The 26,023-nt window shown below is 61.4% G+C and carries 21 protein-coding genes and 1 tRNA gene; 15 read left to right on the top strand and 7 right to left on the bottom strand.

From position 1 onward, the window contains the following. Positions 1-120 precede the first annotated feature (120 nt). A complete protein-coding gene (locus tag DN388_RS12595) occupies positions 121-1,428 on the bottom strand; it encodes a nucleotide sugar dehydrogenase (protein ID WP_043860264.1) in 1,308 nt (435 codons plus the stop codon). Between the two features lie 724 nt (positions 1,429-2,152). Between DN388_RS12595 and uvrY the strand changes: the two genes are divergently transcribed. The 4 genes from uvrY to DN388_RS12575 all read left to right on the top strand — a co-directional run bounded on the left by uvrY (position 2,153) and on the right by DN388_RS12575 (position 5,353). Next, on the top strand, positions 2,153-2,794 hold the full coding sequence (gene uvrY / locus DN388_RS12590) for a UvrY/SirA/GacA family response regulator transcription factor (RefSeq protein WP_043860265.1): 642 nt from the start codon (positions 2,153-2,155) through the stop codon (positions 2,792-2,794). 1 nt (position 2,795) lies between these two features. Then, the gene (gene uvrC / locus DN388_RS12585; RefSeq protein WP_043860266.1) at positions 2,796-4,619 is read left to right on the top strand and encodes an excinuclease ABC subunit UvrC; all 1,824 of its coding nucleotides are present in this window, start codon (positions 2,796-2,798) and stop codon (positions 4,617-4,619) included. A gap of 32 nt (positions 4,620-4,651) precedes the next feature. Further along, the gene (gene pgsA / locus DN388_RS12580) at positions 4,652-5,212 is read left to right on the top strand and encodes a CDP-diacylglycerol--glycerol-3-phosphate 3-phosphatidyltransferase (RefSeq protein WP_043860267.1); all 561 of its coding nucleotides are present in this window, start codon (positions 4,652-4,654) and stop codon (positions 5,210-5,212) included. A 65-nt stretch (positions 5,213-5,277) separates the two neighbouring features. Then, positions 5,278-5,353, top strand: a tRNA-Gly gene (locus DN388_RS12575). Positions 5,354-5,468: 115 nt separating this feature from the next. Here DN388_RS12575 and DN388_RS12570 read toward each other — a convergent pair. Beyond that, entirely contained in the window at positions 5,469-8,684 is a 3,216-nt protein-coding gene (locus DN388_RS12570) for a hybrid sensor histidine kinase/response regulator (protein ID WP_255000016.1), read from the bottom strand. A gap of 99 nt (positions 8,685-8,783) precedes the next feature. After that, complete coding sequence (locus DN388_RS12565) at positions 8,784-9,686, bottom strand: LysR substrate-binding domain-containing protein (RefSeq protein WP_054916485.1); 903 nt, start codon at positions 9,684-9,686, stop codon at positions 8,784-8,786. Positions 9,687-9,809: 123 nt separating this feature from the next. On the opposite strand from DN388_RS12565, the gene DN388_RS12560 reads away from it, so the two are divergent. The 5 genes from DN388_RS12560 to DN388_RS12540 all read left to right on the top strand — a co-directional run bounded on the left by DN388_RS12560 (position 9,810) and on the right by DN388_RS12540 (position 15,222). Further along, positions 9,810-11,435, top strand: a complete 1,626-nt coding sequence (locus DN388_RS12560; RefSeq protein WP_054916484.1) for a BCCT family transporter — start codon at positions 9,810-9,812, stop codon at positions 11,433-11,435. Beyond that, on the top strand, positions 11,432-12,553 hold the full coding sequence (locus tag DN388_RS12555) for a mandelate racemase/muconate lactonizing enzyme family protein (protein ID WP_043860271.1): 1,122 nt from the start codon (positions 11,432-11,434) through the stop codon (positions 12,551-12,553). The genes DN388_RS12560 and DN388_RS12555 overlap by 4 nt, the downstream gene beginning before the upstream one ends. 15 nt (positions 12,554-12,568) lie before the next feature. After that, positions 12,569-13,708 (top strand): mandelate racemase/muconate lactonizing enzyme family protein, encoded by a 1,140-nt coding sequence (locus DN388_RS12550; protein ID WP_054916483.1) that lies wholly within the window; start codon positions 12,569-12,571, stop codon positions 13,706-13,708. Between the two features lie 170 nt (positions 13,709-13,878). Further along, entirely contained in the window at positions 13,879-14,853 is a 975-nt protein-coding gene (locus DN388_RS12545; RefSeq protein ID WP_104572603.1) for a tripartite tricarboxylate transporter substrate binding protein, read from the top strand. Positions 14,854-15,081: 228 nt separating this feature from the next. Further along, positions 15,082-15,222, top strand: coding sequence for a hypothetical protein (locus DN388_RS12540; protein ID WP_177333018.1), 141 nt, complete (start codon positions 15,082-15,084; stop codon positions 15,220-15,222). Between the two features lie 348 nt (positions 15,223-15,570). Here DN388_RS12540 and DN388_RS12535 read toward each other — a convergent pair whose 3' ends face one another. The 3 genes from DN388_RS12535 to DN388_RS12525 form a co-directional block, all read right to left on the bottom strand. Further along, on the bottom strand, positions 15,571-15,876 hold the full coding sequence (locus DN388_RS12535) for a DUF3077 domain-containing protein (RefSeq protein ID WP_058540395.1): 306 nt from the start codon (positions 15,874-15,876) through the stop codon (positions 15,571-15,573). A 417-nt stretch (positions 15,877-16,293) separates the two neighbouring features. Then, positions 16,294-16,584 carry a DUF1330 domain-containing protein gene (locus DN388_RS12530; protein WP_255000000.1) on the bottom strand — a complete coding sequence of 97 codons (291 nt, stop codon included), beginning with the start codon at positions 16,582-16,584 and terminating at the stop codon, positions 16,294-16,296. Between the two features lie 56 nt (positions 16,585-16,640). Beyond that, positions 16,641-17,432, bottom strand: coding sequence for an NAD(P)H-dependent oxidoreductase (locus DN388_RS12525; RefSeq protein ID WP_254999998.1), 792 nt, complete (start codon positions 17,430-17,432; stop codon positions 16,641-16,643). Between the two features lie 85 nt (positions 17,433-17,517). On the opposite strand from DN388_RS12525, the gene DN388_RS12520 reads away from it, so the two are divergent. The 4 genes from DN388_RS12520 to DN388_RS12505 all read left to right on the top strand — a co-directional run bounded on the left by DN388_RS12520 (position 17,518) and on the right by DN388_RS12505 (position 23,050). Next, complete coding sequence (locus tag DN388_RS12520) at positions 17,518-18,435, top strand: LysR substrate-binding domain-containing protein (protein ID WP_052504262.1); 918 nt, start codon at positions 17,518-17,520, stop codon at positions 18,433-18,435. 749 nt (positions 18,436-19,184) lie between these two features. Then, positions 19,185-19,700, top strand: a complete 516-nt coding sequence (locus tag DN388_RS12515; RefSeq protein ID WP_254999995.1) for an RNA polymerase sigma factor — start codon at positions 19,185-19,187, stop codon at positions 19,698-19,700. Continuing rightward, positions 19,697-20,611, top strand: coding sequence for a FecR domain-containing protein (locus tag DN388_RS12510; RefSeq protein WP_254999993.1), 915 nt, complete (start codon positions 19,697-19,699; stop codon positions 20,609-20,611). The genes DN388_RS12515 and DN388_RS12510 overlap by 4 nt, the downstream gene beginning before the upstream one ends. Positions 20,612-20,692: 81 nt before the next feature. After that, complete coding sequence (locus DN388_RS12505; RefSeq protein ID WP_254999990.1) at positions 20,693-23,050, top strand: TonB-dependent receptor; 2,358 nt, start codon at positions 20,693-20,695, stop codon at positions 23,048-23,050. 238 nt (positions 23,051-23,288) lie between these two features. Here the strand turns inward: DN388_RS12505 and DN388_RS12500 are convergent, their stop codons facing one another. Next, positions 23,289-24,182, bottom strand: coding sequence for a LysR family transcriptional regulator (locus DN388_RS12500; RefSeq protein WP_100632500.1), 894 nt, complete (start codon positions 24,180-24,182; stop codon positions 23,289-23,291). Positions 24,183-24,276: 94 nt separating this feature from the next. On the opposite strand from DN388_RS12500, the gene DN388_RS12495 reads away from it, so the two are divergent. After that, positions 24,277-25,443 (top strand): MFS transporter, encoded by a 1,167-nt coding sequence (locus DN388_RS12495; RefSeq protein WP_043861679.1) that lies wholly within the window; start codon positions 24,277-24,279, stop codon positions 25,441-25,443. A 124-nt stretch (positions 25,444-25,567) separates the two neighbouring features. Next, positions 25,568-26,008, top strand: a complete 441-nt coding sequence (locus tag DN388_RS12490; RefSeq protein ID WP_043861680.1) for a MerR family transcriptional regulator — start codon at positions 25,568-25,570, stop codon at positions 26,006-26,008. Positions 26,009-26,023 lie beyond the last annotated feature (15 nt).

The raw sequence follows: 26,023 nt of genomic DNA, 5'->3' as shown, positions 1-26,023 counted from the left end.
CCGGCCGTTCACGCACATGAGGTTCGCCGGCGCTCCGAAGGAGGCGGCACTCAGGCAGGTAAACAGTCGGGTGACGCGTGGAGTCGAACGCCTTGGGCTCTCTTGACGGAGCCTGTGGCCTTACCAGCAGATCCCTTCCTGGGTGGCGTTGCTGGCGTTGGGCATGAAACCGACCAGGTCGACGATCTGCTTGTCGCCATTGCCTTCCAGAGCCTGGGCGAAACGCGGGTCGTTGTTGCCCAGCACGATGATCTCGGCGCCGTCGATCACCTGGTCGAGGTCGTTGCACAGCAGCGACGACACGTGCGGGATCTTCGACTCGATGTAGTCGCGGTTGGCGCCGAACACCCGGGCATACTCGACGTTGGCGTCGAAGATGCGCAGCTCGTAACCCTTGCCGATCAGCATTTCGGCCAGCTCCACCAGCGGGCTTTCGCGCAGGTCGTCGCTGCCGGCCTTGAAGCTCAGCCCCAGCAGGCCGATACGGCGCTTGTTGAAACCGCTGACCAGGTCGAATGCGTTCTGCACCTGGCTGCGGTTGCTGGACATGATCGAGGCCAGCAGCGGGTGCTCGACGTCCAGCTGGCCGGCGCGGTAGGTGAGGGCGCGCACGTCCTTGGGCAGGCACGAGCCGCCGAAGGCGAAGCCGGGGCGCAGGTAGTAGCGCGACAGATTGAGCTTGTGGTCCTGGCATACCACGTCCATTACCTCGCGTCCGTCCACCCCGGAGGCCTTGGCGATGTTGCCGATCTCGTTGGCGAAGCTCACCTTGGTGGCGTGCCACACGTTGCAGGTGTACTTGATCATCTCGGCCACTTCGATCGACTTGCGGATCACCGGGGCGTCCAGGCCCTCGTACAGCGATTGCAGGATGTCGCCCGACTGGGTGTCGAGTTCGCCGATCACGGTCATGGCCGGGAAGTCGTAGTCCTTGATGGCCGTGCTTTCACGCAGGAACTCGGGGTTGACCGCCACGCCGAAATCGACGCCGGCCTTCTTGCCCGAGGCTTGCTCGAGCAGCGGGATGACCACGTTGTTGACCGTGCCTGGCAGCACGGTGCTGCGCACCACCACGGTGTGACGGCCAGCCTTGTCACGCAGGGCTTCGCCGATCTGGCGGCATACGGCCTCCATGTACACCAGGTCGAGGTCGCCGTTCTTCTTGCTGGGCGTGCCCACGCACAGCAGCGACAGTTCGGTGTCGAGCACGGCGCGTTGTACGTCGGTGGTGCCGTACAGGCGCCCTTGCTGCACGGCCTGTTGCAACAGCTGCTCGAGCCCCGGCTCGACGATGGGCGACTTGCCCTGGTTGATCATGTCGATCTTGGCCGGGGAGATATCCACCCCCACCACATTGTGGCCACGTGCCGAGAGGCACCCGGCGCACACGGCACCTACATATCCGAGCCCGAAAATACTGATGTTCATAGAGATCCCTTTAGCACTGTTCGCCTGAGCGAACCCTTGTGTAGTTGATAAATGTTCAGGCGGCAGGCGCAAACTGAAACGCGGCGAACGTTGATGTTCGTCGGCGGCTTATCTCTCTTTTTTTCATCCTATAGCGTTTAATTTTGGAACGGCAACACTTCATATCAAATTAACTAGAAAAAAATATAGTTTGTTTTGTGAAAGTTAAAAAACCGTTTAAAAACAATGACATATAGTTTGTAGAAAGTTCGACGTCAAAAAATTGATATGTGTATTGGGTGTGTTTTAATGGCGCCAAAAAAATGCTTCCACGGGGTTTTACATAACTTTTAATGGTGGCAAATCGCCTTCATTTAATTAGGTAAACCGTTTCGGCTTAATGTTTTGAAAGTTCCACTCGGGCGACGGGTTAGTTGTGTTGATGAGTGCATCGCGAGCGTGAACAGCCTGTTTTATTGGCGTTGCTTTTTTTTGCATTCGCCACCGCTTGTGCTCCGCGTGGCGAGCCGGGCATAGTTTCAGTTTCATGCGTGGCCTGTGCCTGTACAGGCAGGTCTGCTCATCCAGGCAGAAGCCAAGCTGCAGTGACGATGAGCCGCGTAGGAAGCCACGTAGGAAGGCTGGGAAATTGACGTCAGCCGGATGGCGTTTACAGTTAGCTCACCGGGTCGATTTTTTGCTAAGGTGGCCGGATACAATTCACACCGTAACGCGAGGTGTCTGCTTGATCAGGGTCCTGGTGGTCGATGACCACGATTTGGTGCGTACGGGCATTACCCGCATGCTGGCCGACATCGACGGCCTGCAGGTGGTAGGGGAAGCCGATTCCGGCGAGGCAGCACTGAAACTCACCCGCGAACTCAAGCCCGACGTGGTCCTGATGGACGTCAAGATGCCCGGCATCGGTGGCCTGGAGGCGACCCGCAAGCTGCTGCGCAGCCACCCCGACATCAAGGTGGTGGCCGTGACCGTGTGCGAGGAAGACCCGTTTCCCACCCGCCTGCTGCAGGCCGGTGCGGCCGGCTACCTGACCAAGGGCGCCGGGCTGGGTGAAATGGTCCAGGCCATTCGCCTGGTGTTTGCCGGGCAGCGCTACATCAGCCCGCAGATAGCCCAGCAGCTGGCACTCAAGTCGTTCGAACCGCAGAATGCCTCGCCGTTCGACAGCCTGTCGGAGCGGGAGATCCAGATCGCCCTGATGATCGTCGGTTGCCAGAAGGTGCAGATCATTTCCGACAAGCTGTGCTTGTCGCCGAAGACGGTGAATACGTACCGTTACCGGATCTTCGAGAAACTTTCCGTTACCAGCGACGTGGAACTGACGTTGCTGGCCGTGCGCCACGGTATGGTTGACGCCAACCTCTGATATGACCCCAGCGTTTGATTCAAGTGCCTTTCTGGCGACCTGCAGCGGACGTCCGGGTGTCTACCGGATGTTCGATGAAGGCGCGCGCCTGCTGTATGTAGGCAAGGCCAAAAACCTCAAGAAGCGCCTGGCGAGCTATTTTCGCAAGGCGGGCCTGGCGCCCAAGACAGCCGCGCTGGTGGCGCGCATCGCCCAGGTCGAAACCACCATTACCGCCAACGAGACCGAGGCGCTGCTGCTCGAGCAGACCCTGATCAAGGAATGGCGCCCGCCGTACAACATCCTGTTGCGCGACGACAAGTCCTACCCCTATGTGTTCCTCAGTGATGGCGACTACCCGCGCCTGGGCATCCATCGCGGGGCCAAGAAGGCCAAGGGCAGGTACTTCGGCCCTTACCCCAGTGCCGGTGCCATTCGCGAAAGCCTGAGCCTGCTGCAGAAGACCTTCTTCGTGCGCCAGTGCGAAGACAGCTATTACGCCAACCGCACCCGGCCGTGCCTGCAGTACCAGATCAAGCGCTGCAAGGCGCCGTGCGTCGGCCTGGTCGAGCCACAGGAGTACGCCGCCGACGTGCGCCACTCGGTGATGTTCCTGGAGGGGCGCAGCCACCAGTTGACCAACGAGCTCAACGAAGAGATGGAGCGCGCCGCGATGGCCCTGGAGTTCGAGCGTGCCGCCGAGCTGCGCGACCAGATCGCCTTGCTGCGTCGCGTGCAGGATCAGCAGAGCATGGAGGGCGGCAGCGGCGACGTGGATGTGGTGGCCGCCTTCGTCAACCCGGGCGGGGCGTGCGTGCACCTTATCAGCGTGCGCGGCGGGCGGGTGCTGGGCAGCAAGAACTTCTTTCCGCAGGTGGGCATCGAGGAAGACGTGGCCGAGGTGCTGTCGGCGTTCCTGGCCCAGTACTACGTGGGCAACGCCGAGCGCGAACTGCCTGCCGAGCTGATCGTCAACGTGGTGCACGAAGACTTCGAAGCCCTGTGCGCCGCCGTCGAGGCCCTGCGGGGTCGCGAGCTGACCATCAGCCATCGGGTGCGCGGCACCCGCGCGCGCTGGCAGCAACTGGCCGTGACCAACGCCGAGCAGGCGCTGATGGCGCGTCTTGCCAACCGCCAGCACATGGCCGCGCGCTTCGATGCGCTGGCCCAGGTGCTGGACCTGGATGAAACCCCTCAGCGCCTGGAGTGCTACGACATCAGTCACTCCAGCGGCGAGGCCACCGTGGCCTCCTGCGTGGTGTTCGGCCCCGAGGGCCCGATCAAGTCCGACTACCGGCGCTACAACATCGAGGGCGTGACCGCCGGCGATGACTACGCGGCCATGCACCAGGCCCTGACCCGGCGCTTCTCGCGGATCAAGGACGGCGAGGGCAAACTGCCGGACGTGCTGCTGGTGGATGGCGGCAAGGGCCAGCTGAACATGGCCCGCGACGTGCTGCAGGAACTGGCCGTGCCCGACCTGATTCTGCTGGGCGTGGCCAAGGGCACCACGCGCAAGGCCGGTTTCGAAACCTTGTACCTCAACGATGTGGCCCACGAGTTCACCCTCAAGGGCGACTCGCCGGCGCTGCACCTGATCCAGCAGATCCGCGACGAAGCGCACCGTTTCGCCATCACCGGTCACCGCGCGCGGCGCGGCAAGACGCGGCGCACCTCGACCCTGGAAGGCGTCGCCGGGGTAGGGCCCAAGCGCCGGCGCGACCTGCTAAAACACTTTGGCGGGCTGCAGGAACTGAGCCGTGCCAGCGTCGAAGAAATCGCCAAAGCACCCGGAATCAGTAAAAAGCTTGCCGAGTCGATTTATGACAGCCTGCATAGCGAGTAGAATGCCCGCTCACCTCGCAGCCAGTTGTGCCGATGAATATCCCGAATCTGCTTACCGTACTACGCGTTCTGCTCATACCGATCTTCATACTGCTGTTCTATGTGCCGTATCACTGGAGCTACATAGCCGCCAGCAGCGTGTTTGCCGTTGCCGCCGCCACCGACTGGCTGGACGGTTACCTGGCTCGTCGGTGGCAGCAGAGCACTCCGTTTGGCGCCTTCCTCGACCCGGTCGCGGACAAGCTGATGGTGGCCGTGGCCCTGGTGCTGCTGGTGCAGGTGCATGCCAACCTGTGGCTCACGCTGCCGGCGGCGGTCATCATCGGTCGCGAGATCGTGGTGTCGGCGCTGCGTGAATGGATGGCCGAGATGGGCGCACGTGCCCATGTGGCGGTGTCCAACCTGGGCAAGTGGAAGACCGCGGCGCAGATGCTGGCGCTGGTGATCCTGCTGGGCAATCCGCCGGTGTGGGGGTTCTGGGTAGGCCTGGGTTATGCGCTGCTGCTGGTGGCGGCGGGGCTGACCCTGTGGTCGATGGTGCACTACCTGCGTGCAGCCTGGCCGCACCTGCGTGAAGGCTCTGAAATAAAATAAACTTTTTTGAATCAAGGGGTTGACGGCGTTTTTAAAATCGCTAGAATGGCCCCCATCAACACGACGCGGGAATAGCTCAGTTGGTAGAGCACGACCTTGCCAAGGTCGGGGTCGCGAGTTCGAGTCTCGTTTCCCGCTCCAGTATTTGGAGCTACAGATCGAAAGGTCTGTAATTCGTCAGAAAGAAGGGCCACTGAAAAGTGGCCCTTTTTTCGTTGCGCAACAATCCTCTTCGAATACGTGAGACAGGACGGCTTCAACCGTCCAGGGCCTGCTGTGTGTTCAGCACGGTCTCCAGGCGCGTTTGCACCTGGCGTACTTTCCGGGCCAGCTGCGGCGTGATGTGCGACCCCGCAAGCTGGCATTCCAGTTCGGCGCACAAGGTGGCCAGGGCGAACGCCTGAACCGAGCACAGGGCGCCGCCCAGGCTGTGCAGTACCTGCGCCAGGACGCCGGCATCGGCGTTGTCCAGTGCGACGTGGATCTTGCGCAGGTCGTCGCGCATCGAGGTGATGAACAGTTTTCGCATCGCAGGCGGAACGTGGACGGTGTCGACGTCGCTCAAGGGTGTGGTGGCGGCGTCGTCGACCTCGGTGAAGGGCTGCGGCAGAACCAGCTCGCAGTGCTGCAACAGCTGAGTGCGCAAGGTGTGCAGGTTCAGGGGCTTGACCATCCAGGCGTTCATGCCCACGGCCGCGCAGCGCTCGCCTTCATCGCGCATGGCGTTGGCTGTGATGCCGATCACGGGCAGGTCGGCATCCTGCTGGCGCAATGCCTGGGTCAGCTCATAGCCATTGATAACCGGCATGTTGACGTCGGTGAGCACCAGGTCGTACGCCCCGGGCGCCCAGAGTGCCAGTGCCTGCTCACCGTTGAACGCCACCGTGACCACGCAGCCCAGGGCTTCGAGTTGCTCCTTGATGATTGCCTGATTGATGGGGTTGTCTTCAGCTACCAGAATCCGCAGGTCCAGTGGCTGGCGGGTGCCCGCTGGCCAGGCGCTGTGCTGCGTGTCGTGACCGCCGTGCGCCAGGCCCACCGCCCTGGCGATCGCGCGAACGTCGTAGGCATCGACCTCCCAGCCATCAGCGTCGTGGTCGGGTGGGTTGGGCCCGCCCGGTACGGCGTTGATCCGGGGGCCAGCCCACGCTTGACCGGACGCGAGCATGTCCACCAACAGTGTCGCGTCGTTGCCCGAACCCATGTCGCTGGCCAGCGGACGGGCGTCGACCCCCAGCCGAACGAGCCAGGCGCAAAGGTGCCGGGCCAGTTCCGGGACGGGTGCGCGCACGTACACAGGGGCGGTGGATGGCTCGAGTTCAGGACAGTCGGTGAGTGCGCCGGGGGCGCGGGGCAGCTTCAACTGCAGGGTGAAACTGCTGCCCAGCCCGATTGCGCTGACCACGTCGAGCTGGCCGCCCATCAGTTCGCAGAGCCGGCGGCAGATGGACAGGCCCAGGCCTGCGCCGGCCTCGCTGCTGGCGTCGCGCACCTGATAGAACGGGTCGAACAGATGCACCTGCTGGGCCTGGGAAATGCCCAGTCCCGAATCGCTGACCTGCCACTGCAACTGGCTGTACTCGCTGTCCTGTTCCACGACCCGAGCCCGCAGCACCACCCGGCCGCTGTCGGTGAACTTGATGGCATTGCTCAGCAGGTTGTTGAGGATCTGGCGAATGCGCAACGGATCGCCGCGCAGCCGGTCGGGCAGGTCGGCATCGATGCAGGCATACAGTTGCAAGCCTTTGGCCTGGGCGTATGCACTGTAGGTGCCGAGTGTGGCCTCGATCATCTCCAGAGGACAGAAGTCCAGATCGTCGATGGTCATCTGTCCGGATTCGATCTTCGACACATCCAGCACGTCGCTGATCAGCTGGAACAGGGTGGCCGATGATCGCTGGATGGTCTGCAGGTAGTGCTGCTGGCGCGGGTCGAGCGCGGTCAGCCCCATCAGCTCCAGGGTGCCCAGTACGCCGTACAGCGGTGTGCGGATCTCATGGCTCATGGTGGCCAGGAAACGTGTCTTGGCTTCATTGGCGGAATCGGCGGCCAAGCGCGCCTGTTCAAGGCTGGCGGCATCTTCGACAAGCCGGGTAACGTCATGAAAGGCACACAGCCAGGCGTTTTCGCCGTGGTAGCGGGTAGGCACAAGGCTCACGTGCCAATGGCGGCCTTCAACCTGCAGATCGGTTGAGCCCCGCTCGGCCAGGTCGTGCTGTAGACGCAGGGCGCTGATCAGCGTGGCGCTGCCGTGGGACTGCTGGGCGTGCTGGTTTTCCAGCAGCACCGCGTAGTCGCTGCAACGCAGCACACACAGACCGGCTGGCGCCGTGTCGATGACGGCTCGACTGAAAGCCTCGCTCTCGGCGATGTCTTCAAGTGCACGGTGGGCAGGCAACACCACATGCTTGCGATACCAGCGATTGAACGCCCAGCCGCCGCCCAATCCGGCCAGCATCAGTGCAACCAGCCCCAGCAGCGGCCAGAAGGCATAGTCCACAAAGCTGTTGAAACCGATCACATAGATGCCGGTCCAGGGCTGCTCGCCCGGGCTTGTCACACGGAACACCAGCCCGTCAGCGTTCAGGTTCAGGCCTTCATGCAGCACCCGATCGGGCTTGAACTCGCCCACCAATGCCTCGCGGGTGGGGGCGATCAGGCTGAAGTGATCGTAGATCGACCATTGCATGATGCGTTCGATGTTGTTGACCTGATCCAGCGTGAACATGGACGCCACCACCACCGAGGGGCTGGCCCCTGAAATGTGCAGCCGGGTTGCCGACAGGTCGATGTCGACATACCCCAGCACAGTGGCAGGGGCATCGGGGCCTGCGTCATAGGGCACCCACTGCACCTGGTGGTCCTGCGGCGCGTGGTCGTGCAGGCTCTTGCCCACCTGGCGCACCACACGATCGAAGTCCTCTTGTCGGGGCCGACCCGTGCCGCGCAGGCGCCCCATGGCCGGTACGCTGATATCGAAGTTGTCCGGCAGGTTGAACAGCAGTACCTGGGGCGACTGATAGTGCGAAGCCGACCAGAATGCACTGTAGTAGTTGGCCAGGTTCGCCCCCAGGGTAGAGACGCTGGCGTGTTGCGAGGCTGCGATCCTGGCCGGGTTGATCTTCACGCTGAACGGCAGGGAGAAGGCGTATTCGAGTTCTTCATAGACCGCACCGGTGGCATCGGACGAAGACCGTTGCACCACCACCGGCACACTGGAGGCGCCCAGCAGTTGGCCTTCGGCGCTTTTGCGCGACACGGCGCTGAGAAAGGCTTCCTGCTCGCGGATGTTTTCCATCAGGCGGGCGAAGTGAAACTTCACCGTGTCTTCCTGCTTCTGCAGCACGCGATTCACGCCCCAGTAGCATAAGCCAGTCAACAGCAGCGCCAGGCCCAGGAGCACGGCGAGCCCCATGTTCAGGCGCAGTGAACTGCTGGCCAGCCTGTCCAGGCGGGTGTAGCGGTGATTCATCGTGCAATCCCGTGAGTGAGTCGCGTCCAGACCCAGTCTATATAAGAGCTGGAGTGCTTGCCGTCGAACTGATGGGCTGATCGGGCACCCAGTCACGCACTACGCCCCGTTGCCTGCCTCTTCCTTCAGCCACGCAATGAACTGCCGGGCCATGTCGCTGATCTGCTTGTGCGGCTTGGTCAGCAGGTAATACGCCAGCTGATGCGGCATCACCAGCTCGGGGAAGGGCATCACCAGTTCGCCGCTGCGCACCGCCCGTTCGGTCAGCTCGATCGCACACAGGGCGACACCATGCCCCTCGATCGCCAGCTGCGCGAGCACATTGGAGTCGGTGACCACGTGCCCGCTGCGCACCTCCAGCCCTGGCGTGGGGTACAGCGCCTGCCAGGCTTCCCAGTCGTGATGATGCCGGTCATGCAGCAGCGGGTGACGCGCCAGGTCGGCCGGCACCCGCAGCGCGTCGGGCCCTTCGAGCAATGCGGGCGAGCAGATCGGCACGTAGTTCAGGCCCATCAGAAACTGCGTCTCGAAACCCGGCCAGTCGGCCGTGCCCCACTTGATCGCCAGCTCTACCTCGTCGGGAAACTCGACGCGCTGGGTGCTCAGCAGTTGCTGGATGCGCAGCGCGGGGAAGCGCTGGGTGAAATGCTTCAGGCGCGGGGTCAGCCAGAACGCGCTCATCACCGGCTCGGCCTCGATGTGCAGCACCGACGGTGCGGCCTTGCGCGCGCATTTCTCGAAGGCGGCCACCAGCTGGTCGAAGGGGGCGCGAACATCGTCCAGCAGCGCGGCGCCGGCCCTGGTCAGGGCCACGGTACGGGTCGAACGCACGAACAGCGTCACCCCCAATGCCTCCTCCAGCTTGACCACCTGCTGGCTGATGGCCGACTGCGACAGGTGCAGCGCGGTGGCGGCACGGGTGAAGCTGCCGTGCTCGGCAACGGTCTTGAAGGCCAGCAGCAGGGTCATGTGCGGCAGGCGGGTCAGGGCGAATTTATTCATAAGACTTCGTTATTAGTCCATTACCAAATCGCGATTCTCTCGGCGCTGGGCACCAGCTTACATTAGCCGCCGAGCCTGCCAATACGGGGGTCTGTCCAATAATTACAACAGTTGGGACTCACTATGCAGCAGAACACCCAGAAAGACCTGACGCTGATTTTCACCAGCATCGTGGTGATATCGCTGACGGTCATCGGTTTGATGATGTTCCCCGATCAGGCCAAGGTACTGGCCGATCAGCTCTTCACCCGTGCCACCACCACCTTCGGCGTGCTGGTCCAGGTACTGGGCTTTGCCTGCGTGGTGCTGGTGATCGGCCTGGGCATGAGCAAGTACGGCAACATCCGCTTGGGCGAGGGCAAGCCCGAGTACAGGAACACGAGCTGGATCTTCATGTTCATCTGCGCCGGCCTCGGCTCGGCGACCATGTACTGGGCGTTCATGGAATGGGCCTACTACTACCTCACCCCGGGCCTGAACATCACCGCCGCCAGCAAGCAGGCGCTGGAGATGAGCATCGCCTACTCGTTCTTCCACTGGGGCGTGACCCCGTGGGCCATCTACGGCATCGCCTCGCTGGCGATGGCGTATCACTTCCATGTGCGCAAGAACAAAGGCTTGAGCCTGGCGGGCATCATCGAGTCGATCACCGGCTACAAGGCCCACGGCCCGGTCGGGCGGGTCATCGACCTGATCTTCCTGTTCGCCACCTTCGGCGGGCTGGTGCTGACCACCACCCTGACCACCTCCACCGTGGCCAAGGGGCTGTCGGACCTCACCGGGCTTGCCGACGGCTTCATGCTCAAGGCGTCGCTGGTGATCCTGGTGACACTGGTGTTCTCGCTCAGCTCCTACATCGGCATCAGCTCCGGCATGCAGCGCCTGGCAAAGCTGGCCTGCGGCATGACCATGCTGTTCGCCCTGGTCGTGCTGCTGCTGGGGCCCACCCAGTTCAGCGTCAGCAACATCGCCAACGCCATCGGCCTGACCCTGCAGAACTTCATCCACATGAGCCTGTTCACCGACCCTACCGGGGACGGCGGCTTCTCCCGTGACTGGACCGTGTTCTACTGGCTGTACTGGATCACCTACACGCCGGGCGTGGCAATTTTCGTCACCCGCGTCTCCAAGGGCCGCACGATTCGCGAGGTGGTACTGGCGATGATCCTGGGCGGCTGCGGCGGTTGCTGGTTCTTCTTCGGCAGCCTGCAGAGCTTTGCCATTCACCAGTTCGTCACCGATGTGGTCAATGCCCCGGCCATGCTCAGCGGTGCCGGCGGCGAAGCGGCGGTGTCGATGCTGCTCGCCAGCCTGCCGTTCGGCAAACTGCTGTCGGTGGTGTACTTCCTGCTCATGCTGGTGTTCCTGGCCTCGCACCTGGACGCCGTGGCCTACACCGTGGCCGCCACCAGCACCCGCAACCTGCGTGAAGGCCAGGACCCGTCGCCGAGCCTGCGCCTGTTCTGGTGCCTGATGCTGGCCGTGCTGCCGCTGGCGATGCTGTACATCAATGCCTCGCTCAACACCCTCAAGACTGCCGTGATCCTCACCGCCATCCCGTTCATCTTCATCCTCATGGTGAAGATCTGGGGGCTGCTGAAGTGGCTGCGCGAAGACTACGCGGCAATGCCCGCACACCTGATCGAAGCGCAGTCCGCCCGCCTGGCCCAGGGCACAGCATGCGACGCCGAACAGGCCCCTCGCCAAGCTTGCCAGGGCGCCCCGAAAACTCTGGAAAACCTGCAATGAAAATAGTCGATGTAGAAGCGATCTGGTTGCGCGTGCCTGCGCTCGACCAGCCCTGCGAGTGGGGTGAGGATGCGTTGATCGTGCGCATCTACACCGACAGCGGCCTGCTGGGCATCGGTGAAACCGACAGCTCGCCGGCCGTGGTCAAGGCCCTGATCGAAACCCCGGCATCCCATGAAACCTGCCAGGGGCTGCGCGACATCCTGGTCGGCGAGAACCCGCTGGAAATCGACCGGCTGTGGAAGAAGATGTACCGCCACTGCGAATACATGGGCCGGCGCGGCGTGGCCATCCATGCCATCAGCGCGCTCGACATCGCCCTGTGGGACATCGCCGGGCAGCACTACGGCGTGCCGGTGCACACCCTGCTCGGCGGCAAGTACCGTGAGCGCATCGCCGCCTACGGCACCTTCATCCCGCGGCCCGACGAGGCCGGCAACCGCGAGCGGGTACGCGGCCTGCTGGCCCAGGGCCTGCGCAGCATCAAGCTCGGCGGCGCAGGTTTTGGCGAAGACCTGCCCAGGGACAAGGCATTGCTGCAACTGGTGCGCGAGGAGATCGGCGACGACGTGCAACTGCAGATCGACCTGGTGGGGCGCTGGCGCAACTACTCCCACGCGCTGGTGCAATGCGATGCACTGCGCCAGTTCAACCTCAACTGGATCGAGGAACCCTTGCCTTCGGACGACACCCGCGGCCTGGCGTACCTGGCCGAGCGCTCTGGGCTGCGCGTATCCGGCGGCGAGGGGCTGGCCACGCGGCACGAGTTCCGTCACTTTCTGGAGGCTTCGCGCCCGGCGATCATCCAGCCCGACATCACCCGCTGCGGCGGCATCAGCGAGATGCGCCACATCTATGAACTGGCGCAACTGCACGGCGCGCAACTGGTACCCCACGGCTTCAGCACCGGCATCCTGCTGGCAGCCACCGTGCACTTTCTGGCGGCCAGCGAGTTTGGCGAGTTGATCGAATACTCGCAAAGCGACAGCCCGTTGTTCCGTGGCCTGGTGAGCAACCTGCTGGCGCTGGAGGACGGCCATGTGCGCGTGCCCGACAGCCCAGGCCTTGGCGTGATACTGGACGAGGCGATGATCGAGCGTTATCGCGTTCGCACCTAGAGGCGGGAGGCCCCCATGCACAACCAGATCATCGACCGGGTCGAGGTGTTCGTGTGCGCGCCGCCGCTGCGCGGCTCCACCTGGACCCCGGAGCAACCGGCGCCGTGCACCACGCACACCTTCATCCGCATCAGCACCTGCGACGGCATCGTCGGCGTGGCGGCTACCGATTCGTACACCACGCACCACCCCGACGCGGTACTGGCCGAGACGCTGCGCGACATGATCCCCGACCTGCTCGGGCGCTCGGCACTGCAGCGCGAAGGGCTGTGGATGCACTTCAAGCCCAGGGCCTATGCGCGCTCGGCCCAGGCCCAGGCGCTGATCGACGTGGCGCTGTGGGACATCGCGGCGCAGGCGGCGGGCCTGCCCCTGTTCAGGCTGCTGGGCGGCTACCGCGAGCGCATCGACGCCTACGCCAGCACGCCGGTGCTGGCCACGCCGCAGGCCTATGTGGACGCCGTGCAGCAACTGGTCGAGGCGGGCTTTGCGGCCATCAAGTTCCATTGCTGGTGCGACCCGGCGCGCGACCTGCAACTGCTCGAGCAGGTTCAGCGGGCCCACGGCGACAAGGGCCTGGCGCTGATGCTGGACGTGGAGCAGCGCTACGACCTGGACGCCGCGCTCAAGGTCGGGCGGGTGCTGGGCGAGCTGGGCTACGCCTGGTTCGAGGCGCCGCTGGACGACTACGACCTGGCCGGGTACCGACACTTGAGCACGCGGCTGCAGGTGCCGGTGCTGGCCGCCGGCAACGCCATCACCGACAGCCAACTGGTGGCGTTTGCCGCCAGCCAGCAGTGCTGGAGCCGTGTGCGGGTGGATGTGATGACCTGCGGCGGCATCACCCCCGCGCTGAAGATCATCCACCACGCTGCGGCCAGCGGGCTCAAGGTCGAATTGCAGAGCTGGGGGCATTCGCTGGCGCAGGCGGCCAACCTGCACCTGATGCTGGGGCAGCCGGTGTGCAGCTACTTCGAACAGGCGTGCGAGGTCGAGCTGTTCGAGTTCGCCACCGCCAACCCGATCCGCACCAACGCGCAAGGGCAGGTGACGGTGTCGCAGCAACCGGGCCTGGGCCTGCAGATCGACTGGGAGCAGATCGGGCGCGTTGCCCAGTTGCAACTGAGCGTCGGCCGCCAGGCGGGCGCTGCGTAACTGCCGTGGTGCCGGTTTTGCAGTCATGGCGCGGGCAGCGTACGCTGCCTTGCTGCAAGGTTGGAGAAAGCTACACAGCCTAAGATTTGGTACGTGCAGTTGTGCACTGGCGACAACCCGCCCGGTGCGCAACTGCCAAGTCATACCAAAAACAATAACAGGCGACCGCCATGACGTTTTTCCTGCGCAGTATCTGCTCGATTGCTTGCTCCCTGTTCGCCACTTCGTTGCTGGCGGCGCCGCCGTCTTCGCCCGAATGCATCGTGCCCGGTTCATCGGGTGGCGGTGGGGACCTGATGTGCCAGTTGATAAAGACAGCCCTGGCCCAGGACAAGGTGTTCGACCAGCCCATGCAGATCACCTACATGCCCGGTGGGGTCGGGGCGGTGACCTACAACACCATCATCGCGCAACGGCCGGCAGAGCCGGGCACCCTGATCGCGTGGTCCAGCGGGTCGCTGCTCAACCTTGCCCAGGGCAAGTTCGGGCGCTTCGACGAGGGCGCGGTACGCTGGGTCGCCGCCCTGGGCAAAAGCTATGGCGCCATCGCGGTAAGAAGCGACTCCCCGTACAAGAACCTCGACGACCTGGTCAAGGCGCTGAAGCAGCAGCCGCGCAAGGTGCTGTTCGGCTCCGGCGGCACTGCCGGCGGGCAGGACTGGGTGCAGGCCGCGTTGCTCGCCAAGGCCGCGGGTATCGATATTGGCGAATTGCGCTACATCGCCCTGGAAAGCGGCGGCGAAAGCGCCACGGCGTTGCTGGGCGGTTACATCGAAGTCAGCAGTACCGATGCGTTCGAGGTCATCACGCACCTGCAGCGCGGAGAAATGCGCCTGCTGGCCGTACTCTCGGAAGAACGCCTGGGCGGTGAGCTCAAGGACGTACCCACCGCCAGGGAACAGGGCTACGACATCGTCTGCCCGGTGGTCAGGGGTTTCTATCTGGGGCCCGGGGTCAGCGACGAGGACTATGCCTGGTGGAAGCACACCTTCGACCAGCTACTGGCCTCGGAACAGTTCGCCCAGCTTCGCAGCGGCTTCAGGCTGCTGCCGTTCGCCCTGACCGGTGATCAATTGCGCACCTACGTCAAGCAGCAGGTGGCCGGGTACAAGACCCTGATCGACGACCTTCGCAGGGGCCAGTGAGGCGGGTGCCCGAAACAGCTGCCATCTGTCGAGATACGTGCCTTGGCACGGAATTTTCATGCCTTTTTCGAACGCTGTTTTTTGTGGTGTAACCAGCACGTTCCTTCCCGCCCAGAAAAACAATCAGGGGGTTGCATGAGCTGTCTGATCTGCGCCGGCCACGCCGAGGCCATCGACTGCCCAGCCGGGTGGGAAGGGCGGCGTTGCCTGAAATGTGGGTGTTACCACATGTCTCAAAAGCTCATCCTGACGATGATGGACGAGGGCCAGATTTTCGACGCCTGCAAGATGCGCCAGTGGCTCGACATGCGGCGCGGGGTGATGCCGATTCCGACGATTGATGTGCATGAGGCGATTCTGGTGGTGTAGTTGTGGTGGCTGGCAACTCGAATCTCACAGGCGTTGGCACGTGGCAGCCCATGTAGGAGCCGGCTTTGCCGGCGAAGCGCCGCGCTCGCGGCGCTCGATCTTGTGACCGGCACAACAGCATTGACTGGCACCTGATAACCTCACCGCGATCCTTTGGTGGCCTTTCTGAAGACATCCTCAGTCACCTGTCTTGTAATTGCATCTGGGTTTGGGGGGCATGCCTTGAATCTGATGGCGCTCTCTAGGTCGCGCGCTGCCCGCGCGTCGCTTCGCCGGCAAAGCCGGCTCCTACTTGGCGTATAGGCACCCCTATCAGTGAGCCGCGTCTGCGGCCCGGGTGTCACGTCGTTACGCGTCTACCGCTTGCGCCTCCATGCCGTCCAGCACCGTGTCGATCAACACGGTGCTCATCTCCAGCGACTGCTGCGCTGCCACCAGCAGGTGCTTGAACTGCGCGTCGGCGCGTTCGCAAGCTTGTGCGGTGGTGTCCTTGGCGCATTGGATCTGTAGCGACAGATGGACCAACGCATCTTCGAGCTCGATGCCTTCGCAGACGGAAAACAGGGGAGGGTGGTTTCCGTTGCAACAGCCGAAGGCGGTGTAGGCGGTTTTGCGGGGATTAACAAGCGGGGGATCGGGGACGATTTTTGTCATTGTGCAGCTCCCTTTTGCAGTGGAACCGCCAGCCATCACTTGCAGTTGATAGGGTGGCGGCTACGTGCGGGTCTGCAAGACCGGGGCTAAAGGAACCCGGCAGACCCGAAGGTCTCCCACACCTAGCCACCATAAATCGAAACCACGGGCACAAAAAAGCGCCAATGACTTTCAGCTGGCGCTGTGCGCTTTTTACTTGGCGGGCTAGAAGACCCGGCCGCTGAAATGACAGCGGCGAGGCGAAGGTTAGCGGGGATTGGGGAATGTTCAAGGCGGGTTGATTGAGGCTGTCTATGGGTCTATCGATCGATAGCTGGTTTTTGGTGAAGGCTGCTTTCGGCCAGAAGCGGAAATCTATGGACGACCGCTTCCGACCTAAAGCGGGCATTCACGGATCAACCTCCAACACACACAATACTAGGCGAGGTTACCTTCAATAATGATCATTTCGCGGTGACAGGCACGTACTGCGAATTGCTTGGCCTCGGCGTAGGCGGGATCGCTGTAGCAAGCTTTGGCTTGTTCATAGTTGGGGAATTCGACAGTAAGTACTCGCGTGCTGATGTGGGATTCGACCAATGCACCGGTCTCAAGAACCTTGATCTTGGCATTGTACTTCTCACTGATCGGCGCCCAAAGCCGGCTATATGCGTGCTGTGCAGCCGAGTCAATTATGTCCGTACCGAAAATGATCCAGTAACCTTTCAACCTGACGCTCCATTACAAGTAAGAGTTTGTGGGAAGGGCCCGACAGGGCCTTTAAGTTACGAACGACGTTGGGCAAAAGTTGCAGCCGACTTTTCGAAGGTCTGACCAGCACGCGGGTTCCACTGTACGCCGGAGCGGGCGATTACTCCTGGCTTAAGCTGCTGATTCTCGTCGTAGTCCTGGCGAGGGTGAAAAAATAGCGGTGGAAGGTCATCAATACTCGACAAGCGTTCGGCATAGTCATGCAGGTACTGCTGGCGTTGCTCTTGACTAACCTGTGCCGGCATCCATGCCGCAAATGGCGGCAGCACGGTGAAGCCGGTGTACGCGAGAATTCCGTTATGAATGGGCCAGAGAATGTGGTGCAGGTCGCCATCAATGCCGCTCGGTGTATAAAGAGTGTCCGCTGTGCCTGTGGTCAAGCTCAGCATTGCTCGTTTGCCCTTTAGATGCCCACTATCGTATTTGCGTCCGGACGAATATGCGAAACCACGACTCAGCACGCGGTCAACCCATCCCTTGAGGATTGCGGGCATGGAAAACCACCACATCGGGAACTGGAATATCACCAGATCTGCCCATTCGACGCGGGCCTGTTCACACAGGACATCCGGGCATACTTTTGCATGGGCCTGAGCGTGCTCCTGCTCCTTTGATGCGTCGAAGTACTGTGAATTGTCGCGATGGGCAAAATCGCCAGGCTGGAGTACAGCTGACCAACTTTGCGCGTACAGGTCGCTGACCTGTACCTCGTGCCCCAATGCCGTAAGCGTTCGTACGGCAGTTTGGGTCATGGCGCCGTTGAAAGAATGTGGCTCTGGATGGGCATGGATGATCAGAATTTTCATGTCAGAAACCTTCATAGGTATGAGCGGATGATGATCTGATTGTCGTGAGAACGCCGGCGGGGTACAAATCATCAGTATTGAGACTATGAAAGAGAAAAACTGCACCATGCGAGCCAACACGCCACTCAAGGCCATTGTCTGCTTCGATGCGGTAATGCAAACAGGCAGCGCATTGCTGGCGGCGCGTCAACTGTTTGTCACCCCGGGTGCTGTCGGGCAGCAGATACGCAAGTTGGAGGATTGGCTGGGCACATCGCTGTTCGTGCGTAGCGTGCGTAAGCTACAGCCTACCGATGAGGCGTTTCGCTACTGGGAACAAGTCAAGCCAGCGCTACAGCAGATCAACGAAGCCAGCGCCATGGTGCAAGGTAAGGATGCATCCCTGGTACGGCTGAGCATGCCACCGGCTTTCGCCAACACATGGTTTGCCAGGCGCATGCCTGACCTGACCTGTAAGTCTCCCGGGTTAAAGCTTCACCTGAGCGCATCGGTCACGCCAGTCGACTTCCATGGGTACACGTTCGATCTGGCCGTACGTCATTTTGACGGTCAGGATGACAGTCTCCATGTACGGTTACTGCTGCGCGACGAGGTGAAAGTTTATTGCAGCCCAGAATACCGGGATCGACTGCAATTGACGGGGGTGGGTGATCTTAGGGGGGCTACCCTGCTTTACACCACTTCTCATGCCAATTGGTCGCGGTGGCTGACACAAGCCGGTATGTCCTTTGATGGAACGATAACTGACTTGCTTTTTGACCGGTCGGAAATGGCTATCGATGCTGCCCGACGAAGCCATGGCCTAGTGTTGACAAGCCCTTGGCTGGTGGAAGATGACTTGGAGCGTGAGAGTCTGATACAGCTGTTTCCATACGCGCTGCAAACCGGAAAAAATTATTTCCTTGTTCATGCCAAAGATAGGCAGCTCAGCCCGCCGGCTCAGCAGCTATGTGATTGGTTAATTAACACTGCGCTTGATATCAGTAATGACGTAGCGGAATGATCGTATCTCCGCTCATGGCCGACCTCGGCCTGTCGCTATCTCCTTGGCGCATTGGATCTGTAGAGACAGATGGACCAACGCATGTTCGAGCTCGATGCCTTCGCAGACGGAAAACAGGGGGAGGGTGGCCGTTGCAACAGCCGAAGGCGGTGTAGGTGGTTTTGCGGGGATTAACACGCGGGGTTCGGGGACAATTCTTGTCATTGTGCAGTTCCCTTGATTGGCGGAGCCGACACCTATCGCTACCAGACGAAGGGTGGCGCTGTACGCAGGTTGGTAGACCGGGAATCAAGGAACCCGGCGCGCACGAATGCGCCCCACGCACAGCCGCCATGACACGAAACAGCAGACAAAAAGCGATGGGCGAAGGTTAGCGGGTGTTGGGGGATGTTCAAGGGCGGGTTGGTTGAGGCTGTCTGTGGGGCTATCGATCGATACCTGGTTTTTGGTGAAGGCTGCTTTCGGCCAGAAGCGGATATCTATGGACGACCGCTTCCGACCCAAAGCTGCCGGTGAGTCCACGCAGAAATTGCATCTGGATTCATCGACATCTTCGGGCTGAATAGCGGTCGTATAGTCACCAGAGCCGGCGCCCCGAGGCGAATATTTTCGCAGCCATCGTTGCTGGTCTTAGGTGTACTCCATGTCCAAAGCTGGATATCCCACCTATCAAAAAGAATGATTCCCATTTGTCATTACTGCTCTGGGTGCCTATGATCCGCCATCTTGCTGGGAAAGGAAGCATTGGGATGGAGTGGAAAGGCATCAATTTGCAGTGGGCATATTCCGACCTCCTCCTGGGGATCGGCCGGCACACCCAGTGCATGCAACGCGCCTGTGACGTGCTGCACGATGCCTTCATACGCTTCGTACTGGCGTCCCAGCGTCGGAAAATCGAGCAACCAAATGCCTACCTGCGGCGCATCGCCCATTCGGTGCTGATCGACCATTACCGTGAGGCGCGTCGCTATGTGGGGCTGCCCGAGGGTGAAGGAACACTTGAACCGTTGATGGTCGTGGCCGGGCAGGCGGCTGTCTCGCCATCGACTGAACACCTTGCGGACTTGGCCCAGCGCCTGGATGCACTGCAACGTATTCTCGATTGCCTGCCACCACGGTGCAGGGAGGTGTTCTGGCTGGCGCGTATCGAAGGCCGCCGCCAACCCGAGATCGCCAAGCTGCTGGGGATATCTCTGTCGGCGGTCGAGCGCCATCTAATCCGTGCGATGCTCGACCTACGTGCGGCGCGGGCGCTGTTGTCATGAGCGATGTTCGCCAGCAGGCTGCACGCTGGTTCACCCGGATGCTCGAATTGCCCGACGATCACCCAGAACGCGCGCGCTTCAACCAATGGCTGGAAGCAGACCCGCGGCACGTCGAGGAATACCAGACCTTCGTCGACCTGTGGCAGGGCTTTACCCACACCTCGCAGACCCAGGCATTGGCGGGGGCCATGGAGGGCGTCAGGCGTCGGCGGTTGTTGGGCGGGAGCCTGCTGGGGCTGCTGGCGATGTCGGGCCTGGGGGGCTTGCTGACCTGGTCGCGGCCGGTTGGCCGTGAAGTGCAGTACGCCACTGGCATCGGCGAGCAACGGTCGGTGGCGTTGGACGATGGCAGCCAACTGACCCTCGATGCCGATTCGCTAATGCACGTGCGCTACTCCAGCGGCGAGCGGTACCTGATGCTCTTGCGGGGGCGGGCGATTTTTTCGGTACAGCGCGATGCCCAGCGGCCATTTCTGGTAGAAGCCGGATTGGCACGGGTGCGGGTGCTGGGCACACGTTTTGTGGTCGAGCGCCTGCCCGAGCAGATCCAGGTCAGCGTCGAGCGCGGACGTGTACAGGTCGATAGCGATACCGCTCAGGCGGTACTCGAAGCTGGCCAGGTAATTCGTTGCGATGTGGCTGGCCATTTAACCCGCCTTGCCCGCTCGGCTTCGGCGGCGTTCAGCTTCGCCGACGGCAACCTCAACTTCGAGGATGCGAGCCTCGCAGAGGTCGCTGCGGTGTTGTCGCGCTACCAGCGGCTACCCATGAAAGTCCTCGGCCCGTCGCAACGTCGGCTGTCGGCGGTGGTGCAGTTGGGTGACATAGAAAGTTTCGTCGAGACCCTGCCGGTATTGGCCAACGCCACCCTGCAACGTCGCGATGACGCCATTTGGTTGGTGCCTCGCTGATCTTTTTTGCAATCGGACGTCAGGGAAATGTGGCGCTACTCCGTCAGGGAGTATCTGCCCACATCAACGAGAGATGACCCCATGCTGTACAACGCCCTCCGAAGCCTGGCCGCAGGCTCGGCCCTGGTGCTGAGCATCCCGGCCCTTGGCGCAAGCTTCGACTTCGACCTGCCTGTCCAACCGCTGTCTCAGTCCCTACGCATGATCGGTTTGCAAGCCGGTATCAGCCTGGCCTTCGACGAGCGCCTGACTGCCGGCAAATCCGCTCCAGCGCTCAAGGGGCGGTATGAAACCGAATCAGCGGTACGCCTAGCGCTGGCAGGGAGCGGCCTGGTACTGAGCACCGAAGGCGCGGTCTGGGTGATTGCAACTCCAGCAGCAAGCAGCCTGGAACTTGATGCCACCACCGTGAACAGCCGAGGCCTGGGCGAGACTACCGAAGGCAGTGGCTCCTACACCACCGGCCCTATGCGTAGCGCAACCAAGCTTGCGCTGACTGTGCGCGAAACCCCTCAATCGGTCACGGTGATCACGCGCCAGCGCATGGATGACCAGGCGATGAACACCCTGGATGATGTGGTGCGCAATACCCCCGGCATGAGTTCACAGAAACTCGGCCCAGACAGGCAGCGCTACTACTCCCGCGGGTTCCAGGTCGACAACATCATGTACGACGGGATCCCGACCAACGTCGGAGCCAACGCCGCCGACATCATCGCGTCGGGCGACCTGGCGATGTACGACCACGTTGAAATTGTCCGTGGCGCGACCGGCCTGATGCAGGGCTCCGGTAACCCGGCAGCCTCGATCAACCTGGTACGCAAGAAGCCCACCGCACAAACCCAGGCAAGCATTACCGCCAGCGCCGGCAGTTGGGACCGCTATCGCTCGGAGGTGGACGTCAGTGGTCCTCTCAGCGAGCAGGGCTCGGTCCGTGGACGCTTGGTGGGTGCCTACCAGAACAACCACAGCTTCCAGGACAATATCCAGACCGAACGCGGCGTCTACTATGGCGTGTTGGAGGCAGACCTGACCGACGACACCTTGTTGACCGTGGGCGCGTCCTATCAGGACGACAACAACCACGTACCATGGGGCGGCATTCCCGTGGCGGCGGATGGCAGCGACCTAAACCTGCCCCGCTCGACCTATCTGGGCAACGACTGGGATTACTGGGACAAAGACACCACCATCGCCTTTGCCAAGCTTGAACACAATCTCGCCAACGACTGGAGGCTCACCCTGTCCGGCAACAAGACCTGGTCAAAGCTGGATCACCTCGCCAGCAAGGTCTACAACACCAACAATGTCTATCGCCAGATTTTTGGTGGCTACAAATACGATGACGACCAGACCGGCGTCGACGCGTTCGCCAGCGGCTCGTTCCAGCTGTTGGGCCGCGAACACCAACTGGTGGCCGGTGCCAGTGCCCGGGAAGAGAAGATCAAGGTGGTAGAAAACACCGACAACTCCATCTACAACGACATCGACATCTACAATTGGGATCCGAGCCTTCGCCCCAAACCGTCGTCGCTGATCTCCACCTTCTGGCAACACATTGATATCCACCAGAAGAGCGCCTACGTCACCGGGCGTTTCAGCCTGGCAGACCCATTGCACCTGATCCTCGGCAGTCGCCTGGACTGGTACGACTATGACGCCGAATCTCAATACGGGACGGTGGACTACAAGGTCACACGACACGTCACTAAGTACGCAGGCCTGATCTACGATCTGAACGATAATCACTCGATCTACGTGAGCTATACCGATATCTTCAAACCGCAGAATAATCTGAATGCCAGCGGCGGCCTGCTGGCCCCGATCGTGGGCAAGAACTATGAAATCGGTATCAAGGGCGAATACTTCAACGGTGCACTTAATGGCTCCATTGCGTTGTTCCGGATGGATCAGGAAAACCGTGCGCGAGTCGCCGACGGCTGCCCGACTGCCGTAACGTGCTATGAAGCGGCAGGTAAAGTGCGCTCGCAAGGTATCGATATGGAACTGCAAGGCGCAATCACGCCTCGCTGGCAAGTTGGCGCAGGCTATACCTACACCGAGGTCAAGTACCTCAGTGATTCCAACCGCGCCAACGTCGGCCGCGGTTTCGATACGGACCTGCCGCGCCACCTGGTCAAGCTCACCACCAGCTATCAATTGCCAGGCGATCTTGAACGCTGGCGCATCGGCGGTACCGCTTATGGTCAGAACTCCGTGTACAACAAGGGGAGTGGCTACAAGGTCGAGCAGGATGCCTACGCCCTGCTGGACCTGATGGTCGGCTTCAAGCCCACCGAGCATATCGACGCACGCCTGAACCTCAACAACGTGTTCAACAAAAAATACTACGTGAGCATCACCGACAGTCCAGCTCGCGCCGAAAACATCTACGGCGACCCGCGCAACCTGATGCTTACGGTCAAATACAGTTTCTGATGTAAGAAGCAGACCATGGCCTTGACTGTTGTGTAGTCGGGGCTACTGGCCGTCTTTCGAAAGGGACAGGTCGAAACCTGCCTGAGCGCTGTGCTCATCAGTAATGGAGTGACCACTACATCAAGGTTCTGGCTTGTGGGGAAGCTGGAGGGGTTACCGTTTCAGCATTGATGCTGGTGAGGTAACGACATTTTGGAGACTTCAACACCAAAAGCACCCGGAATTTCAGATCAAGCGCTTACATCCGGTGATGTTCCAGCAAGAAGTCCACGAACAGTCGCACCCGCGCCGGCATTGCCGCCCCGCCGACGAACACAGCATGGATCGGTTCCTGGTCCCCAGGGTTCCAGGCTTCCAGCAGCGGAATCAGGGCGCCGCGCTGCAGATCCTCGCGCACGCTGAACTCACCGATACGTGCAATGCCGGCGCCTACTCGCGCAAGTTGTGCCAGCGCTTCACCACTGCTGCATTCGATGTTGCCGCTGACCTTCAGGGAAAACTCTTTTCCATCGCGGATGAACGGCCAGTTGGGTTCGGCACGCCGGAAGTTGAAGCGCAGGCAATTGTGCTGAAACAAGTCTTCCGGCTCCGTGGGGATGCCCTCGCGCTGCAGATAATCGGGCGATGCCACCACTACCTGGCCGGTGTCGCCGATCCTGCGCGCGGTCAGCGGGCTGTCGGGCAGATGGCCGAAGCGGATCGCGACATCGGCCTGCCCGCCGAGAATGTCGACCACTTCGTCGCCGAGGGTAAGGTCGACGACGATGTTCGGGTAACGGGCGCTGAATGCTGCCACCAGCGGGACGATGGCCAGCCGCCCGTGGCCAAGGGCGGCACTGACCCGCAATCGCCCCCTGGGCACGCCCTGGTCAGCGATCGCTGCTTCGACCTCGTCCATATCGGCCAGGATACGCCGGGCGCCGCGCAGGAACGCTTCGCCCTCGGCAGTGAAGGCGATCGCTCGGGTGGTGCGCAACAGCAGGCGGGTGCCAAGGCGTTGCTCGGTACGCGCGATGACCCGACTGACTGCCGAGGGTGTCACGCCCAGTGCACGTGCCGCGGCCGACAGGCTGCCTTCGTGCGCCACGGTGGTGAACACGCTCATTTCACCTGACCTGCCGTTGAAGTCCACTTGTGCCTCCTGCGCAAAGGTGATTGCCAAAAATGCTATCTACCGCGTTAAAAAACTGCATCGTAGCATTGGCGGCATAGATAAGGAGCCTTCCATGCGTATCAATCCACCACTTGTCGCACTTGCCATCGGTGCCTTTGGCATCGGCGTAACAGAATTCGCCCCCATGGGCATGTTGCCGGGCATCGCTCAGGATCTGGGCGTTTCGATTCCCGCTGCCGGTTTGCTGGTCAGCGCCTATGCGCTGGGCGTATTGCTCGGCGCACCGCTGATGACCCTGACCACCGGCAGGATTCCCCGACGCTATCTGCTGATCGGGCTCATGGGGATTTTCACCTTGGGTAATCTGATGTCAGCCCTGGCCACCGATTACTACAGCCTCATGGTCGCCAGGGTGGTGACCTCACTGAACCATGGTGCATTTTTTGGCGTTGGCTCCATCGTCGCCGCCAGCGTGGTCGCCCCGGAAAAACGTGCCGGGGCGGTGGCGGCTATGTTCATGGGCCTGACCTTGGCGACCATCGGCGGTGTGCCGCTGGCCACCTGGTTTGGTGAACTGTTCGGTTGGCGCACCGCTTTCTGGGGTATTACCGGCCTCGGCGTGGTGACCATGGCCGCATTATGGTTCGCCCTGCCTAACCTGAAGACGTCGCAAAGCGTCGGTGTAATGGCCGAAATTCGAGTACTGGGGCGCGGTCCGGTGCTGGGCGCGTTGGCCCTGACCGTAGTCGGGTCGAGCGCGATGTTTACTGTCTTCACTTACATCGCGCCGATCCTCAGCAGCGAGACCAATGGTTCCACCGCCTATATCACTGGCATGCTGGTTCTTTTCGGGGTGGGGTTGACGCTGGGCAACCTGTGGGGCGGCAAGGCCGCCGACCGCTCGATAGATCGCACCTTGATCGTCTCGCTAAGCGTTCTGATTCTCGTCTTGCTGGCGTTCACTCTGCTGATGCGTTGGGCGGTGCCGGCCGCTCTGGCCATCCTGATATGGGGTATCGCCAGTTTCGCCCTGGTGCCGCCACTACAGATGCGTGTGATGGAAGCAGCGAAGGACGCGCCCAATCTTGCCTCTGCGGTGAACATTGGCGCCTTCAATTTTGGCAACGCGATTGGCGCAGCGCTGGGCGGAGCGGTGATCAACGCCGGGTTGGGTTATCCGGCCATTTCCCTGGCCGGAGCGTCGATGGGTGCTCTAGGGCTGCTGATGGTGTTGGCGTATGGCTGGCGTTCCAGAACTGTTGCATCAACAGTGGTGTGACGAAGCGCTGATGCCAGTGGCGTAGACAGTGGTCGAGCCTGAATTCAATGCGTGATGGTTGGCCGCCCCGATGGCTTTAGGTTTAAAGTCAACTTCAAGGTCAACAGAGTGTTCAGGGTGGGTTATGCGAATAGGCGAACTGGCGAAAATCAGTGGTTTGGCGCCCTCACGCATCCGGTTCTACGAGTCGAGCGGCTTGATCAAATCTGTCGAGCGCAAAGCAAATGGTTACAGGGACTACGCGCCTGATACCAAGTGGGTGTTGGAGGTCATCACCGCAGCGCAGGCGGCGGGTTTTTCATTGGAAGAAATTCGGCAGTTGATGCCGATGAATGCCAGCGGTTGGCAGCACGATGAATTGCTCAGCGGGCTTAAGCAAAAGGTTGAGGAAATCGCTGTTCTACAGCAACGGCTAGCCCACAACAAAGCGCAGCTTCTGCTCGTCATCAAGGGCATCGAGGATAAGCCCGAAAGCATGGCGTGCGCGGAAAATGCGCAAATGCTGATCAATCGCCTGCGTGAAGAAGGCATTGGCAAAGCGCCGGGCAAGCGTGCGGTGCGTTAAGGTCAAACTCCATTG

This window comes from Pseudomonas sp. S12(2018) (assembly GCF_024355235.1).
Classification (GTDB): Bacteria; Pseudomonadota; Gammaproteobacteria; order Pseudomonadales; family Pseudomonadaceae; genus Aquipseudomonas; species Aquipseudomonas palmensis.
This window is presented reverse-complemented; position numbering and strand designations above follow the sequence as displayed.